At 56.5% G+C, this 15,347-nt stretch carries 14 protein-coding genes; 1 reads left to right on the top strand and 13 read right to left on the bottom strand.

Annotated features, from left to right (window positions below):
* Positions 1-128 precede the first annotated feature (128 nt).
* On the bottom strand, positions 129-953 hold the full coding sequence (locus VIL80_RS08675; RefSeq protein ID WP_332035717.1) for an alpha/beta fold hydrolase: 825 nt from the start codon (positions 951-953) through the stop codon (positions 129-131).
* A 185-nt stretch (positions 954-1,138) separates the two neighbouring features.
* Here VIL80_RS08675 and VIL80_RS08680 point away from each other — a divergent pair, with 185 nt between their 5' ends.
* The gene (locus VIL80_RS08680; protein WP_332035718.1) at positions 1,139-1,525 is read left to right on the top strand and encodes a DUF2750 domain-containing protein; all 387 of its coding nucleotides are present in this window, start codon (positions 1,139-1,141) and stop codon (positions 1,523-1,525) included.
* Between the two features lie 50 nt (positions 1,526-1,575).
* Here the strand turns inward: VIL80_RS08680 and VIL80_RS08685 are convergent, their stop codons facing one another.
* From VIL80_RS08685 to VIL80_RS08740, 12 genes are all read right to left on the bottom strand, one after another.
* Positions 1,576-2,541, bottom strand: coding sequence for a DUF4862 family protein (locus VIL80_RS08685; protein WP_332035719.1), 966 nt, complete (start codon positions 2,539-2,541; stop codon positions 1,576-1,578).
* 72 nt (positions 2,542-2,613) lie between these two features.
* Entirely contained in the window at positions 2,614-2,970 is a 357-nt protein-coding gene (locus tag VIL80_RS08690) for a DMT family protein (RefSeq protein ID WP_332035720.1), read from the bottom strand.
* 90 nt (positions 2,971-3,060) lie between these two features.
* The gene (locus VIL80_RS08695; RefSeq protein WP_332035721.1) at positions 3,061-3,249 is read right to left on the bottom strand and encodes a hypothetical protein; all 189 of its coding nucleotides are present in this window, start codon (positions 3,247-3,249) and stop codon (positions 3,061-3,063) included.
* The gene (locus tag VIL80_RS08700) at positions 3,246-4,430 is read right to left on the bottom strand and encodes a lipase family protein (RefSeq protein ID WP_332035722.1); all 1,185 of its coding nucleotides are present in this window, start codon (positions 4,428-4,430) and stop codon (positions 3,246-3,248) included. Before VIL80_RS08700 ends, VIL80_RS08695 begins: the two co-directional genes overlap by 4 nt.
* Positions 4,431-4,462: 32 nt before the next feature.
* Positions 4,463-4,978, bottom strand: a complete 516-nt coding sequence (locus tag VIL80_RS08705) for a DUF6795 domain-containing protein (protein ID WP_332035723.1) — start codon at positions 4,976-4,978, stop codon at positions 4,463-4,465.
* 210 nt (positions 4,979-5,188) lie between these two features.
* Complete coding sequence (locus tag VIL80_RS08710) at positions 5,189-6,052, bottom strand: crotonase/enoyl-CoA hydratase family protein (RefSeq protein ID WP_332035724.1); 864 nt, start codon at positions 6,050-6,052, stop codon at positions 5,189-5,191.
* An 82-nt stretch (positions 6,053-6,134) separates the two neighbouring features.
* Positions 6,135-7,157 carry a ChaN family lipoprotein gene (locus VIL80_RS08715; RefSeq protein ID WP_332035725.1) on the bottom strand — a complete coding sequence of 341 codons (1,023 nt, stop codon included), beginning with the start codon at positions 7,155-7,157 and terminating at the stop codon, positions 6,135-6,137.
* A 115-nt stretch (positions 7,158-7,272) separates the two neighbouring features.
* Entirely contained in the window at positions 7,273-8,145 is an 873-nt protein-coding gene (gene sucD, locus VIL80_RS08720) for a succinate--CoA ligase subunit alpha (protein ID WP_318954823.1), read from the bottom strand.
* 2 nt (positions 8,146-8,147) lie between these two features.
* Positions 8,148-9,314 (bottom strand): ADP-forming succinate--CoA ligase subunit beta, encoded by a 1,167-nt coding sequence (gene sucC, locus VIL80_RS08725; RefSeq protein ID WP_318954824.1) that lies wholly within the window; start codon positions 9,312-9,314, stop codon positions 8,148-8,150.
* 167 nt (positions 9,315-9,481) lie between these two features.
* Complete coding sequence (gene lpdA, locus VIL80_RS08730; RefSeq protein WP_332035726.1) at positions 9,482-10,924, bottom strand: dihydrolipoyl dehydrogenase; 1,443 nt, start codon at positions 10,922-10,924, stop codon at positions 9,482-9,484.
* A 169-nt stretch (positions 10,925-11,093) separates the two neighbouring features.
* Positions 11,094-12,290 carry a 2-oxoglutarate dehydrogenase complex dihydrolipoyllysine-residue succinyltransferase gene (gene odhB, locus VIL80_RS08735; RefSeq protein ID WP_332035727.1) on the bottom strand — a complete coding sequence of 399 codons (1,197 nt, stop codon included), beginning with the start codon at positions 12,288-12,290 and terminating at the stop codon, positions 11,094-11,096.
* A gap of 82 nt (positions 12,291-12,372) precedes the next feature.
* Entirely contained in the window at positions 12,373-15,198 is a 2,826-nt protein-coding gene (locus VIL80_RS08740; RefSeq protein ID WP_332035728.1) for a 2-oxoglutarate dehydrogenase E1 component, read from the bottom strand.
* Between the last annotated feature and the right edge of the window lie 149 nt (positions 15,199-15,347).

Here is a 15,347-nt window from a genome sequence, read left to right on the forward strand (position 1 = left end):
GCCTATGACAAGGGGCAGAAATCGGGTCTCTGGCACGAGACCCTGAACGAGAATTTCTTGCGCGAGCAGTTCAGGGAGCAAGTCCTGCCGGCGGATGCGGCGAAAAATTTCTGACAACGAAGCACTGCCTAACTGCGGATAAAGTTCAGTATGTCGTTATTGATTTCATCCGCATGGGTTGTCGCCATGCCGTGGGAATACCCCTTATACACTTTCAGGGTCGCGTTCTTGATGATCTCCGCGGACTTGATGCCGGAGGCGTTGATCGGGACAACCTGATCGTCGTCACCGTGCATCACCAGCGTGGGAACTTCGATCCTTTTCAGGTCTTCGGTGAAATCGGTTTCCGAAAACGCCTTGATGCCGTGGTAGTGCGCCAGGGCGCTGCCCATCATTCCCTGCCGCCACCAGTTCTCGATCATGCCCTGTGACACCTTGGCATCGTCGCGATTGAAGCCGTAGAACGGGCCGCTGGCGACATCCAGGTAGAACTGCGCGCGGTTGGCCGCGAGCTGCGCGCGGAAGTCATCGAACACCTCGAGCGGCGTACCTTCCGGGTTGGAGGCGCTTTTCAGCATAATCGGCGGCACTGCGCCAATCATCACCAGCTTGTCCACCCTGCCCTTGCCATAACGCGCCACGTAACTGGCCGCCTCACCACCACCGGTGGAGTGCCCGATATGCACCGCATCACTCAGCCCCAGGTGCTCGGTGACCGCAGCGACATCCAACGCGTAGTGGTCCATGTCATGCCCGCTGTCGATCTGGCTGGAGCGCCCGTGGCCGCGGCGGTCGTGGGCGACCACGCGGAACCCCTGATTCACGAAAAACAGCATCTGCGCATCCCAGTCGTCTCCGCTCAACGGCCAGCCGTGGTGAAACACAATGGGTTGCCCGGAGCCCCAATCCTTGAAGTAAATCTTGGCGCCATCCTTGGTGGTGATTGTCGGCATATTGCCTGCTCCTGAGCGGTCGCTGCGGGGGTTAGGAAATCACTGAGTCGATCTTGGCAGACTAGCAGAAGCCGACGAGAGCCCCCTGAGCCGAGGCCACTTTAGACAGAGAAAGCGTTGGGAGAAGCCTCGGAGTAGCGTAACCTTAGCGGGATTGAGACCCGATACTGAGAGTTACCCAAGCGATGAGCAATGACGACCTGAAAGCCATCCTCGAAATGGACGATGAATCCCGCTATGACTATTTCATTGGAATGGTTGGCGAAGAGCGGGAGGTGTGGATTCTGGTGAACGACGACGAGCAGTTCCTGAAGCTGCACAGCGAAGACCAGGACGCGGTGGAATATCTGCCACTGTGGCCGCTGGAGGCATTCGCGCAAGAGTATGCCAAAGGAGAGACCGACCTTAAGCCCCGCGGTATCCCCCTGCCCCAATTCCTGAACCGCTGGCTGCCGGGACTGAGCAAGGACGGGATTTCTGTAGGGGTATTCCCCGGCGCCGACGACAGCGTGTGGATTATCGAGGCCGAGGAACTGGAGCAAGACCTGCGCGACGAACTCGCGCAATTCTGAGCAAGCGGGCGCAATGCCCGCTTTTTTATGCAAAATGATTCAGAAAACGCTTAGCCGACCGCGCGCTGCAGCATGTTCAGCGCGCTTTCGATATAGGCGAGCCGCTCAGCGGTATCCAGGGATTCCGGGCGCACCCCGATCTTGATGCCCATATAGTCGAGCGCCTGCGGGTCTGCGGCTTCCACACAGCGGCGGAACTCCGCCTCGCTGAGCATGGAACAAGGTTCGAACGCGCCGGTACTGGCCTCACCCGCCGGCGGCATGTGGGTGTCCTGCCAGCTACCGTAGGGACTTTCCGCACCGGATACACCGGAGAACATCAGCCCTTTCAACAAGCCTGCCGCGCGCGCGGCCTCAATGTGCTGCACCGGTCCGTCCACGCTGCGCGTTTCCAGCGCCGAGCGGCCCCAGTTGATGCACAGGCCAATCTCGCTACCGGTTTTGCGGTTTACTTCGGCGATGGCTGCTATCTCGGACTCGATCGTCAGAAAGCCCTTGGACGGTGCCTGGCCTTCGATCTGGGTGTCACAGTGTTCAATCACCAGTGCCGCGCCATCCCAGTCCCAGGTCTGCATCTCTTCCAGCGATGCAACCAGTGCCGCCATATCCGGGTACACACCGTCTGCTGGGCGCGGCGCGGTGTGGAGCATCATCACCTTCACCGCCTGCCTTCCCAGGTGGCGGTTGAGCTTGAGGATCGCCTGTCGCGCCTGCTGGTAAAACGCCAGCGCCGCCTGGCGGCCCGCTTCCGCGCTGGAGGCGATACCGAAACTCGCATCCTCCCCCAGACGCCCCATCACCCCGGGAATACCGGTGAACACGAAATCCCAGCTCGGATCTACGTTTGCCAGAAACCAGGCATCATCCTGCCCGTGCAGCGCCCCAGTAAACGGATGCTCCAGCCCGCGAACCCCCGGAATCGCCTTCAGGCCGTTGAAGTAAGCCGTCTGTACCTCGGGGTTCCAGGATTGTGTCACCGGGGCCGTCGCATAGGCCCCCACGTAAAAGCCCGTCATCGTGTTTCCTTTTTCGTTGTGTGAATGCAGCTGGCGGTCACTGCGCGGCTATTCCTGTGAAGCCGACTGACCTCAGGCGCCTGCCCACTTGCTGCGGAAGATAAAGAATACCGCCCCCAGAATACACAGCCCCGCCCACAGGTAGTCCAGCTTCAGCGGCTCCTTCAGGTAATACACCGCAAACGGTACGAACACCGACAGCGTGATCACCTCCTGCAGGATTTTCAGCTGCCCCACATTCAGTGCCGAATAACCGATGCGGTTGGCCGGCACCTGGAACATATACTCAAACAGCGCAATCCCCCAGCTCACCAGGGCGGCGATGACCCAGGGCTTGTGGCTCAGCTCTTTGAGGTGGGAGTACCAGGCAAACGTCATAAACACATTGCTAATTACCAGCAATGACGTAGCAGTCAGAACAGGGTTCATGGCGGAACATCACCGGAGTAAAAGTGCCCGTTGCGGGCACTGACCAGCGCTTTTTACACTGAAATCCGGTGTTCGGGAAGTCGGTTTGAATCAGCCAAACCAGAGCAAATAAAAACCAGCCAGTCCCCCGATAAAAAAGATAAAGCCGGACGCATAACCCGCAGCGGGACGATAGTTACCACTGTGCCACTGCGGATTGGCCATAAGGGCTCCAACGATAACTGCCACCAACAGCAGGAAGGAAACCACAAGCTTCCCGAACAAAATCAGAAAACTCACAGTTTCCTCAGCGCATTGCGCGCCTCCCGATTGGCCTTCTCGGTGAGGCGCACCAGCACCTGCCGAATAAGTGAACGGGTAATGGCTTCCTTGCTCGCTTCAACTTTCATTCCGAGCGCAACCAGCAGTTTCCGGATCAGCAATTCCACCCATAGACTGATGTGTTCGGCGAGATGTAACCCTCGTTCAAGTATGATAGCGAGCTTGTCCGCTACGGTCAGAATGCCGACAAACGCGCCCTGCAGTAAAAGCACCGCTCCCATCAATACCTTTTTCACAACATAGATTAGCGCCGCATCTACCCAGCGCCAGAATGCCGGGCTGCCGCTGTCGATTGGGGATTTGGATTTGAGCCACCCCTCAACTGCCGCCTCCAGGTCATAAGGCTGATCCGGAATGTCACTAACCTGTTCCCAAGATTTGCTGCCGACGGAGTCTGAATACTTCGTCATGGCATGTGCAGCGCCAGAAATCAGCGGCTCGGACGAATAAATATAGTGACCTGATGAGCCGTAAGGAGCCTGCATAAAGGGATAAAGCGCAACCATCGGCACCGGGTCGGTCTTATGGTAAACACGGTACATATTCTCCCGACCGACAGATGAAGTCGTCTGCTTTACAAACCAGTCGGTACCGACACGTGGGGCACCAAATGTGTACAGTTTGACTGCACGAGAGGTATTTCTCGATACCCAGTCGGCCGCTAGTGACGCCACGGCTCCACCGAGGCTATGCCCGATACAATGTACCGGCCCGGTTGTATCCGTTCCTGCGACAAATTCACGTATCTCAGGCAACATACTGTTAAAAGTCTGATTAAACCCGATATGCACTGGTAATCCGGCTTTTGACGTTGTAATACCGATACGAGCATCGGTCACAAAATCCGCTTTATTGTTAGCCTCGGTTGTTCCTCTAAAAACAAGGAACAAATGATTCCGATAAAGCCCATCCCCTCTAGCACAAAGCCCGAAGCTGTCTTGAGCTCGCCTAAAAATTCGCCCACCAACTTGTGCTTCAAGTATTTTGGGGCCCTGTACATTCACTTTTGTAGAGCTCTTCTGCTTGGCAAATAGAGGTTTCGCTAAAAAAAGCTCCAACTCATCTTCATCACCGGCATTAACCGAATAAACCCCAAGCGCCAAATCCGCCGCGTCGAAAGGCTCTAGAAAAATTGCCATATAACATCCCTTTAAACTTGCACATTTAGTAGTTATTGTTGCCAACTACATCTTGTGAGCACTCTCCAGCTTCCTATATCCACCGCATTTTTCGGATTTAATAGATCACAGGTTACCCCCTTCAACTCCCCCCCCATCTCCGAGTACAACTCTTTGGAGAACTTCGGCGCATACCAAATAAGCTGATCAGATTCTTCTCGCTCAACATAAATTTTCGACTTCGCCACAAACTGAACCAAAAAGTTGAAGCTCAGACTCTCTTCATGTGCAGGCAATGAAAAACGTCCGTCACCATCTGTAGAAAATTCCTGCAGCACGCCTTCTTCATTGCCATTCCAAGTCAGCCGTCGCAATATACGGGCATTCGCTACAGGCTTACCATCTTGCAGTAACACTCCAGCCAGAGGTGATGCAATCACAAAGGTTTCTTCGTTCTTTCCCTTTCCGAACATATTCGCTTCCTTTTCGCGAGAAATAGCCAAACTGGAATCTGCACTACAGTTCCAAATAGATGAAATGCCGACCAGCAAAAAAAGCCATCGCAACAAAGCCTTCCCTCCAATGATGCGCCCCGGACCCAATGGGTGAAAGTGCCACCAATTTAATATCCAGAAAAGTGCACTGTGTTAAATTAGCGATAAAACTGGCGCCAAATAAAACACTTGGCCAAATGCCCCTTTCCCCGAACAAAGTCAACACATAAAAAAACGGACCTAACATGAGGTCCGTTTTTATTTCACCAAAATGTATGTGCACGATTATTCATCAAATAACGGAGCTACCGGCCACACCTCATCGAATGCGGGCTGGGACTTCTGTGACTTTGCGATGAAGGATTTCATCATGTCGTCCTGACGAAACATGCCCGACTGCCATGTGGCCATATAGCGCAGGCTGTCTTCCACCGAGTGGTCCCGACTGTAATTCAGCATTTCCTTGCAGCCCACTACCGCCAGTGGGGAGTTCGCCGCAATCTGTGTGGCAATTTCCAGCACGCCCGCAATCAGCGCTTCGTGATCGGCAAACACCTTGTTCACCAGCCCCATGGTTTGCGCTTCACTGGCACTGAATTTACGCCCGGTGTACGCGAGTTCGCGCACCATGCCCTGAGAAACCAGCTTGGGGAAACGCTGCAAGGTACCGACATCCGCGGTCATGCCCAGCTCGGTTTCCTTGATGGTGAAAAACGCATCCTCTGATGCGTAACGGCAGTCCGCCGCGCACACCATATCCAGTGCGCCGCCAATGCAACCGCCGTGAATGGCAACCAGTACCGGGACTCTGGCTTTCTCCAGCGAGCTCAGGCTGTCCTGCAGCTGCATCACCACACGGCGCAGGTTCTCGCCCATGCGCCCTGGGTCGCCGGTCATGGGCACCGCATGCGGATCGGAAAATACCGAGAGGTCCATCCCCGCTGAAAAGTGCTTACCGGTGGAAGAAATCACGATCACCCGCGCCAGCGATTCTCCATCGATTTTTCCGATCAGAGCCGGCAACTCTTTCCAGAATGCCTTGTTCATGGTGTTCATCTGATCCGGGCGCGACAACTGCACATGGGCAACATGGTCGGCAATCGACACATCGAAACAGGAATATTCGAATTGAGTTCCTTCGGTGGCCATAGGGAATCTCCTCTTGTACGGTATAAAAATCTGTTGTTTGAATGCTCTGCGCGCGAACAATTTGGGCTGCCTGCGATACTGGTTATTTGCAGCTTTCGCCCTTCTCTCTCGCCTTATCGAACATTTCCTTGCGCACTTTCTTCATGTAATCGCTATTCACAAATTCTTTTGGCTGTGAATTGAGCAGGTAATAAAAATCGTCATCGCGCTCGCTGAGCAGACTCTCACCTTGCAGCGCGCTGAACTCATCCAGATGGATCGGCGTGATCACACTCACGTTCAGCCCCGGCCCCAGTCGCTTGAGCGCAGCCACCGTTCCCAGGTGGTCCTCACTGTGGAAACTACCGTTGATATGCACAACTTGTGCGCCCGGCGATTGCATCAGGGCCTCGGCAATGGACTCCGCCATGGTGTTGTCCCTGGTGATTTGCCCCAGATACGCCTGACGCTGGTGCTGGCTTGGGTTCTCTGCAGTGCCGCCCATCAGGCCATAAAATTTCTCGCTATAGCCGGGAATTTCCGCAAACGGCTGTCTGGCGATATACATTTTTTCGGTCTGATCGAGTTTCTCGACATAGCCTTCGGCCTGCCGCCCTATACAGCGCACAATATCCCCTGCAGCATTGGCGGCAATGACCGGGATGCCATTTTGCTTGGCATATTCAACCAGCGGTCGATAACTACCCTGGTAGTTCTTCCAGGCCGGCGCTTCATCAATCAGATATTTCTCGCCAATGGTGCCCGCAATATAGTCATTCAGGATGGCCTGCTGATCGCGGTTGAACATTTCCAAGCTGAGGACGGTTTGACGGTTAGCGGCCAGGTTGCGCCGATGCAGCGCAGCCAAAACCTGCATTTCAAGCAGGTGAGATGCCTGATTGCCGTGGTATTCACCGATAAACACCACATCTTCTTTTTCCAGTTCGGAAACCATCTGCAGAAGTGTTTGCGCTCGACCGCGGTGATTCAGTAACTGGTAGTCATACGCCGTGGGAAGCTGTCCGTCGAAGTGCGCCGCGGTAACGTCGCCACCGGCGCTGAAGGCACATCCAGTGAGGGATGAAAAAACAGCCAAACAGGACAGCAAAGTAATTTTTCTTATCATGGAATTCACCGAAGAGGTCACTTGCCGAAGCGGTAAGTTACTTTACACGCCCGCGGGCAAAAAAAAAGGCGGCCCCTCACGGGGCCGCCTTTTTCAGCAACTAGAAACTATCGGCTTACCAGCCAGTAATTTCCTTCAGTGCGTCGCCAATCTGCGCCAGGGAGCGAACGGTTTTAACACCGGCGTCTTCCAGAGCAGCAAATTTCTCGTCGGCAGTGCCTTTACCACCGGAGATGATCGCACCAGCGTGGCCCATGCGCTTGCCGGGAGGAGCGGTTACACCAGCGATGTAGGAAACAACCGGCTTGGTGACGTTTGCTTTGATGTAAGCAGCCGCTTCTTCTTCAGCGGAGCCGCCGATCTCACCGATCATTACGATCGCTTCGGTCTGCGGGTCGTTCTGGAACATTTCCAGAATGTCGATGAAGTTGGAGCCCGGGATGGGGTCGCCACCGATGCCCACGCAGGTGGACTGGCCGAAGCCGTAGTCGGTAGTCTGCTTAACAGCTTCATAGGTCAGGGTGCCAGAGCGGGAAACGATGCCCACTTTGCCCGGCAGGTGGATGTGACCCGGCATGATGCCGATTTTGCACTCACCGGGAGTGATCACGCCCGGGCAGTTCGGGCCGATCAGGCGTACGCCCAGCTCGTCGCACTTAACCTTGGCATCCAGCATGTCCATGGTAGGAATGCCTTCGGTGATGCACACGATCAGCTTGATGCCGCCGTTGGCAGCTTCCAGGATGGAGTCTTTACAGAAAGGCGCCGGAACGTAGATTACGGACGCTTCTGCACCGGTAGCTTCAACCGCTTCTTTCACGGTGTCGAATACCGGCAGGCCCAGGTGAGTCTGGCCGCCTTTACCCGGAGTTACACCACCAACCATTTTGGTGCCGTAAGCAATCGCTTGCTCGGAGTGGAAAGTACCCTGGGAGCCGGTGAAGCCCTGGCAGATTACTTTGGTGTCTTTGTTAATCAATACGGACATGATTATTTACCCTCCGCGGCTTTTACTACCTGCTGAGCAGCATCGGTCAGGCTGGTAGCTGCGATGATGTTCAGGCCGCTTTCGCTCAGTACCTTGGCACCCAGGTCGGCGTTGTTACCTTCAAGGCGCACAACAACCGGCACTTTTACGCCGACTTCTTTCACTGCGCCGATCACGCCTTCTGCGATCATGTCGCAGCGAACGATACCGCCGAAGATGTTGATCAGAACTGCCTTCACGTTCTCGTCAGACAGAATGATCTTGAACGCTTCGATAACGCGCTCTTTGGTTGCGCCGCCGCCAACGTCCAGGAAGTTGGCCGGCTTGCCGCCGTGCAGGTTAACGATGTCCATGGTGCCCATGGCCAGACCGGCGCCGTTCACCATGCAGCCGATGTTGCCATCGAGCGCTACGTAGTTCAGGTCCCACTTGGCAGCGTGTGCTTCACGAGCGTCGTCCTGAGACGGGTCGTGCATTTCACGCAGGTCCGGGTGACGGTACAGCGCGTTGCTGTCGATCACGATCTTGGCATCCAGACAGTGCAGGTTCTTCTCTGGGGTGATTACCAGCGGGTTGATTTCCAGCAGGGCCAGATCTTTTTCTTTGAACATCTTGGCGAGGCCCAGGAAGATCTTGGTGAACTGCTTGATCTGGTCGCCTTCGAGGCCCAGTTTGAATGCCAGCTCACGCGCCTGGTAAGGCTGAGCGCCTACCAGCGGGTCGATGATGGCTTTCAGGATTTTTTCCGGAGTCTCTTCCGCTACTTTCTCGATCTCAACGCCGCCTTCGGTGGAGGCCATGAAAACGATGCGACGGGTAGCACGGTCAAGGACCGCACCCAGGTACAGTTCCTGGTCGATGTCGGTGCAGCTTTCCACCAGAATGCGGGAAACCGGCTGACCTTTTTCGTCTGTCTGATAAGTTACCAGGTTGTTGCCCAGCCACTTCTTGGCGAATTCTTCGATTTCTGCCTTGGAGTCCACCAGCTTAACGCCGCCCGCTTTACCGCGGCCACCGGCGTGTACCTGGGCCTTAACAACCCACTTGTTTCCGCCGATTACGTCTGCTGCCGCTGCTGCTGCTGCCGGGGTTTCCGCTGCAATGCCTTTGGAAACCGGCAATCCGTATGCTGCAAACAGTTGTTTGCCCTGATACTCATGCAAGTTCATAGTCAATACCAATTCACATTTGAAATGTGTTTACCAATTGCAGATTACTCTGCACCTTTAGACAGAACCCCGATTTCAAGCTGGCAAAAAACTGCCGTTGCAAAATCAGGATTCTGAAATGAAACCGGGGCGGAAGTTTCAGTTTCCGCCCCGACATCGCGAATCGCTTACTTGCGCTTTTTACGGTTGGCGATGTGAATCGCGTGGCCGTTCACCGCAAGCGCCGCTTCCTTCACTGTTTCAGACAGGGTCGGGTGACCGAACACGGTCATGCCGATGTCTTCCGCACTGGAACCGAATTCCATCGCAATCGCGACCTGCTGTACCAGATCCGCTGCAGACGGGCCAACAATGTGGGCGCCCAGTACGCGGTCGGTTTCTGCGTGCGCGATAATTTTTACCATGCCTGCAGTTTCGTTCGCGGCTACGGCACGACCGGAAGCTACAAACGGGAAAACACCGATATTGTAGGGTTCGCCGTCGGCTTTAACCTGTTCTTCGGTACGACCTACCGCGGCAATTTCCGGGTGGGTGTAGATCACGTTCGGGATCACGTCGTAGTTCATCATCGGCTTCTGGCCGGCGATGCGCTCTGCCACCACAACGCCTTCTTCAGAGGCCTTGTGCGCCAGCATCGGGCCACGCACCACGTCACCTACCGCCCACACGCCCGGTGCAGAAGTCATGCACAGGTCGTTGACGTAGATGAAGCCGCGCTCGTCCAGTTTTACACCGGCGTCTTCGGACAGCAGGCCTTCGGTGAACGGACGACGGCCGACGCACACGATCAGCTTGTCGAAGGTTTCCTGATGCTCGTTACCTTCCTTGTCCTGGTAGGTAACCACAACTTCTTTGCCTTTTACTTCACTGCCGGTTACGCGACAGGACAGGCGAATATCCAGACCCTGCTTTTTCAGGATCTTCTGCGCTTCTTTGGCGATCTGCTGGTCCATGATGGCCAGGAAGCTGTCGAGGGCTTCCAGCACAACCACGTCGGCACCCAGACGGTTCCATACGGAGCCCAGTTCCAGACCGATTACACCCGCGCCGATTACGCCCAGGCGCTTCGGTACGTCGGTGAATTCCAGTGCACCAGTGGAGTCCACGATGATTTTGTTGTCTACCGGCGCCGGCGGAATGTTCACCGGAACAGAGCCGGAAGCCAGGATCACGTTTTCGGCTTCATAGACGGTGACGTTGCCATCTTTATCGGTAACTTCCACTTTCTTGCCAGCCAGCAGCTTGCCGGTACCCTGGATGGAGGTCACTTTGTTGGCCATGAACAGACCGGCGATACCGCCAGACATCTGCTTAACAACGCCGTCTTTACGCTCGATCATTTTCTTGACGTCGATCTTGACCTTGCCAGTTTCGATACCGTGTACGTCGAGAGCGTCTTTCGCTTCGTGGTATTTCCAGGAGCTGTCCAGCAGCGCCTTGGACGGGATACAGCCCACGTTCAGACAGGTACCACCGTTGATGGTCTTGCCTTCTTGGTTCACCCATTTTTCAACACAGGCAGTTTTCAGACCCAGCTGCGCTGCGCGGATTGCGGCCACATAACCACCGGGGCCAGAGCCGATTACGATTACGTCAAATTTTTCTGACATGGTCTGTTCCAAATTTGAGTGGATTCAACGGATGCGGGTTTCTACCGCAAAACCGGGGATCTGCCCGGTATTCCCTGAGGCGGTCTTGTTGCCGCTGATGCCAGACGGACTGGCTCATTTTTTAGGGCGACCGCCAATGCAGTCGCCCCATCTCCAATATTCGAAGCGCTTACACTTCCAGCAGGATGCGCGCCGGGTCTTCGATCATTTCCTTGATCGCTACCAGGAAGCCAACCGCTTCCTTGCCGTCGATCAGGCGGTGGTCGTAAGACAGAGCCAGGTACATCATCGGCAGGATTTCTACCTTGCCGTTTACCGCCATCGGGCGATCCTGGATCTTGTGCATACCGAGGATGGCGGTTTGCGGCGGGTTCAGGATCGGGGTGGACAGCAGGGAACCGAACACACCACCGTTGGTGATGGTGAAGGTGCCGCCGGTCATCTCTTCGATGGACAGTTTGCCGTCACGCGCGCGCAGGCCCATGTCACGGATGTTGTTTTCGATATCCGCCAGGCCCATGTTCTCGGCGCTGCGCAGAATCGGCACTACCAGACCTTTCGGAGAGGAAACCGCTACACCGATGTCCTGGTAGCCGTGGTAAACGATATCGTCACCGTCGATGGACGCGTTCACCGCGGAGTAACGCTTCAGCGCTTCTACAGCAGCTTTTACGAAGAAGCCCATGAAACCCAGACGGGTGCCGTTGTGGGTCTTCTCGAACAGGTCCTTGTAGTTCGCACGCAGGTCCATGATCGGCTTCATGTTCACTTCGTTGAAGGTAGTGAGCATGGCGGTGGACTGGGAAGCGTCCAGCAGACGCTCGGCGATGCGCTTGCGCATACGGGTCATCGGTACACGCTTCTCGACGCGCTCGCCCGGTGCAACCACAACCTGCGCAGCCGCAGCCGGTGCAGCAGCCGGTGCTGGTGCTGAGCCCGCTTTCATCACGTCTTCTTTCAGCACGCGACCGCCTTTACCGCTGCCTTCAACGCCGGCCAGGTCAACGCCTTTCTCGGCGGCCATTTTCTTGGCAGACGGCATGGCAATCTTGTCGGCAGTGGCGGCAGGAGCCGGCGCAGCCGCTGGTGCTTCCGCGGCGGGTGCTGCTGCAGCGGTGCTGCCAGCGGCGCCTTCGGTCAGAATCGCGATCACTTCGTTGGACAGGATGGTTTCACCCTCGCCCTTGATGATTTCACTGAGGACGCCGTCTGCCGGCGCAACAACTTCCAGCACCACTTTGTCGGTTTCAATATCCACGATCAGTTCATCGCGGGACACGGCTTCACCCGGTTGTTTGTGCCAGGTGGCAACGGTGCCGTCCTGAACGGATTCCGGGAAAGTTGGCGCTTTAATCTCGATGGTCATTGTTCCTGTTTCCTGAGATTGCTCTGGGGTGCCGGAAAAAACTGATTTTTCTCGGCACCCTGCTCTTCGTTGTACTGCTGCCTTAGTTGACAGTCAGCGCCTCGTTGATGAACTTGTTCTGTTCTTCCAGGTGCGTGGACATGTAGCCCGCCGCCGGTGCAGCAGATGCCGCGCGACCGACGTATTCCAGTTCCAGCTTCGGATGTGCCTCTTTCAGCAGTCGACGCAGGTGGTGCTGGCTGGAGTACCAGGCGCCCTGGTTCATCGGTTCTTCCTGACACCAGGCCACACTCTCGATGTTCTTGAATGCGGACACTGCGGCCAGGAATTCGTCGTCCGGGAACGGGTACAGCTGTTCGATACGAACGAATGCCACGTCCTCCTGTTCGCGCTCCATGCGCGCTTCCAGCAGATGGTAGTAAACCTTGCCGGAACAAAGGATCAGTCGTTTCACCTTGGCGGGATCCACACCCTGATCCTGGATTACGTTGTGGAATTTGCCGTTGGCCAGCTCGTCCAGGGTAGAGGTCGCGAGCTTGTGACGCAGAATCCACTTCGGGCTCATGATCACCAGCGGGCGGCGCATCGGGCGGACCGCCTGGCGGCGCAGCAGGTGGAAAATCTGCGCCGGGGTGGTGGCGTTACACACCTGGATGTTGTGCTCGGCACACAGCTGCATGAAGCGCTCGAGACGCGCGGAGGAGTGCTCCGGGCCCTGGCCTTCGTAGCCGTGCGGCAGCAACATTACCAGACCGCACATACGGCCCCACTTGTGCTCACCGGAAGTGATGAACTGGTCGATCACCACCTGCGCGCCGTTGGCGAAGTCACCGAACTGCGCTTCCCACACCACCAGAGATTTCGGGGTGGTGGTGGCGTAGCCGTATTCGAATGCCAGTACCGCTTCCTCGGACAGCAGCGAGTCGTACATGTCGAAACGCGGCTGGCCCTCGTACATGTGCTGCAGCGGCACATAGGTCTGGCCGTCTTTCTGGCTGTGCAGTACCGCGTGGCGATGGGAGAAGGTACCGCGACCCACGTCCTCACCGGTGAAGCGGATCATGTAGCCCTGCTCCAGCAGCGTGCCGTAGGCCAGGGTTTCCGCCATACCCCAGTTCAGCTCGAGGCCGCCACCGGCCATCTTGCGACGGTCTTCGTAGATCTTGGCAACCTGGCGCTGCATCACGATGCCGTCCGGCACAGTGGTCATGCGGTTGGCCACATCTTTCAGTTTGGTCAGCGGGAAGCTGGTGTCGCCTTCTGCGGTCCACTCGTGGTTCAGGTATGGAGTCCAGTCCACGAACATGGAGGAATCCGGCTCCTTGATGAGGCCGGTAGCCACGTCTTCGCCACGGTCCAGCTTATCGCGGTAATCGTTTGCCAGCGCGTCCGCCGCATCCTTGTCCAGTACGGCTTCCGCCACCAGCTTTTCCGCATACAGGGTACGGGTAGTCTTCTGCTTGCGGATGGCCTGGTACATCAGCGGCTGGGTGCCGGAGGGGTCGTCGGTCTCGTTGTGGCCGCGACGGCGGTAACACACCAGATCGATGACGATGTCTTTCTTGAATTCGTAGCGGTAATCCACTGCCAGCAGACCGGCCAGCACCACCGCTTCCGGGTCATCGCCATTCACGTGCAGAACCGGGGCGTCGATCATCTTCGCCACATCGGTGCAGTACTCGGTGGAGCGCGCATCTTCACGCTTGCTGGTGGTGAAGCCCACCTGGTTGTTCAGCACCAGGTGGATGCTGCCGCCGGTGTAGTAACCGCGGGTCTGGGACATTTGCAGGGTTTCCTGCACTACGCCCTGACCGGCAAACGCCGCATCACCGTGGATATTGATCGGCATTACCTTTTCGCCAGCGGCGTCGCCACGGCGATCCTGGCGCGCACGCACGGAGCCCACAACTACCGGCGCACAGATTTCAAGGTGCGAGGGGTTGAAAGCCAGCGCCAGGTGCACTTCGCCACCCGGGGTCATTACGTTGGAAGAGAAGCCCTGGTGGTACTTAACGTCACCGGAGGTATCGAGGGTTTTCTTACCTTCGAATTCTTCGAACAGATCCGCCGGGTTTTTACCCAGGATGTTGACCAGGGTATTCAGACGGCCGCGGTGGGCCATACCGATCACCACTTCCTTCACACCGTAGGTGCCGGAGCGGCGGATCAGCGCGTCCATCAGCGGGATCAGGCTCTCGCCACCTTCCACGCCGAAACGCTTGGTGCCCGGGTATTTGGAGTCCAGGTGACGCTCGAGGCCTTCTGCGGCAGACAGGCGCTGCAGAATCTCAACACGGATGTCGTTGCCGAAGCTGGGCTTGGACTGGCTGCGCTCAAGGCGCTGCTGGAACCACTGCTGCTCGTCCAGATTGGACAGGTGCATGATCTCTGCACCGAGGGTGCCACAGTAGGTTCTCTCCAGACCTTGAACAATTTCGCGCAGGGTGGCTTCACCTTTGCCGAAGAACAGGTCGCCGGTCTGGAAGGTGGTATCGAAATCGCCCTCGGTGAGGCCGTGGTAATTCAGTTGCAGATCCGGCACCTGCTCGCGCGCCATCAGGCCCAGCGGGTCGAGGGTGGCCTTCTTGTGGCCGCGGTGACGGTAGGAGTTGATCAGCTGCAGAACTTTGATCTGCTTGCGCTCGTGCTCAACATTGACTGAGCCGGCGCCGGGGGCGGACAGCGGGCGGGTACGGTTTTTCGCCAACAATTCGAAATGCTGACGAATGGCAGCATGTGAGACATCGCCACCGTTTACGCGCGGCAGGCTGTCAAAGTAATTGCGCCATTCTTCCGGTACACCACTGGGGTCGTGCAGATAGGTCTCGTACAGGTCTTCCACGTATCCGGCGTTACCACCGGAGATGTGCGAAGTCCGCCAGAGCTCCTCCATAGTGCTTTCGTGCATTAATGCCTACCTCAATTGACGACGCGCACCCTTTAAATTCCGCGCCGCTCTTTCCTGTCTTTTCACTCACAAAAGGGGAGGCGCTGAAAAGACACCTCCCCTTTTTCGTATAAGCCTGACACCTGCGCTGCTGTCGGCTTAATTGTGAT

It is taken from the genome of Microbulbifer sp. (genome assembly GCF_036563125.1).
Classification (GTDB): Bacteria; Pseudomonadota; Gammaproteobacteria; order Pseudomonadales; family Cellvibrionaceae; genus Microbulbifer.

Excerpts from the sequence above, each read along its gene's own strand:
- VIL80_RS08690 (WP_332035720.1), bottom strand. The coding sequence starts at position 2,970 with ATGAACCCTGTTCTGACTGCTACGTCATTGCTGGTAATTAGCAATGTG.
- VIL80_RS08715 (WP_332035725.1), bottom strand. The coding sequence starts at position 7,157 with ATGATAAGAAAAATTACTTTGCTGTCCTGTTTGGCTGTTTTTTCATCC.
- lpdA (WP_332035726.1), bottom strand. The coding sequence starts at position 10,924 with ATGTCAGAAAAATTTGACGTAATCGTAATCGGCTCTGGCCCCGGTGGT.
- VIL80_RS08685 (WP_332035719.1), bottom strand. The coding sequence starts at position 2,541 with ATGACGGGCTTTTACGTGGGGGCCTATGCGACGGCCCCGGTGACACAA.
- VIL80_RS08740 (WP_332035728.1), bottom strand. The coding sequence starts at position 15,198 with ATGCACGAAAGCACTATGGAGGAGCTCTGGCGGACTTCGCACATCTCC.
- sucC (WP_318954824.1), bottom strand. The coding sequence starts at position 9,314 with ATGAACTTGCATGAGTATCAGGGCAAACAACTGTTTGCAGCATACGGA.
- odhB (WP_332035727.1), bottom strand. The coding sequence starts at position 12,290 with ATGACCATCGAGATTAAAGCGCCAACTTTCCCGGAATCCGTTCAGGAC.
- VIL80_RS08680 (WP_332035718.1), top strand. The coding sequence starts at position 1,139 with ATGAGCAATGACGACCTGAAAGCCATCCTCGAAATGGACGATGAATCC.
- VIL80_RS08700 (WP_332035722.1), bottom strand. The coding sequence starts at position 4,430 with ATGGCAATTTTTCTAGAGCCTTTCGACGCGGCGGATTTGGCGCTTGGG.
- VIL80_RS08710 (WP_332035724.1), bottom strand. The coding sequence starts at position 6,052 with ATGGCCACCGAAGGAACTCAATTCGAATATTCCTGTTTCGATGTGTCG.
- sucD (WP_318954823.1), bottom strand. The coding sequence starts at position 8,145 with ATGTCCGTATTGATTAACAAAGACACCAAAGTAATCTGCCAGGGCTTC.
- VIL80_RS08675 (WP_332035717.1), bottom strand. The coding sequence starts at position 953 with ATGCCGACAATCACCACCAAGGATGGCGCCAAGATTTACTTCAAGGAT.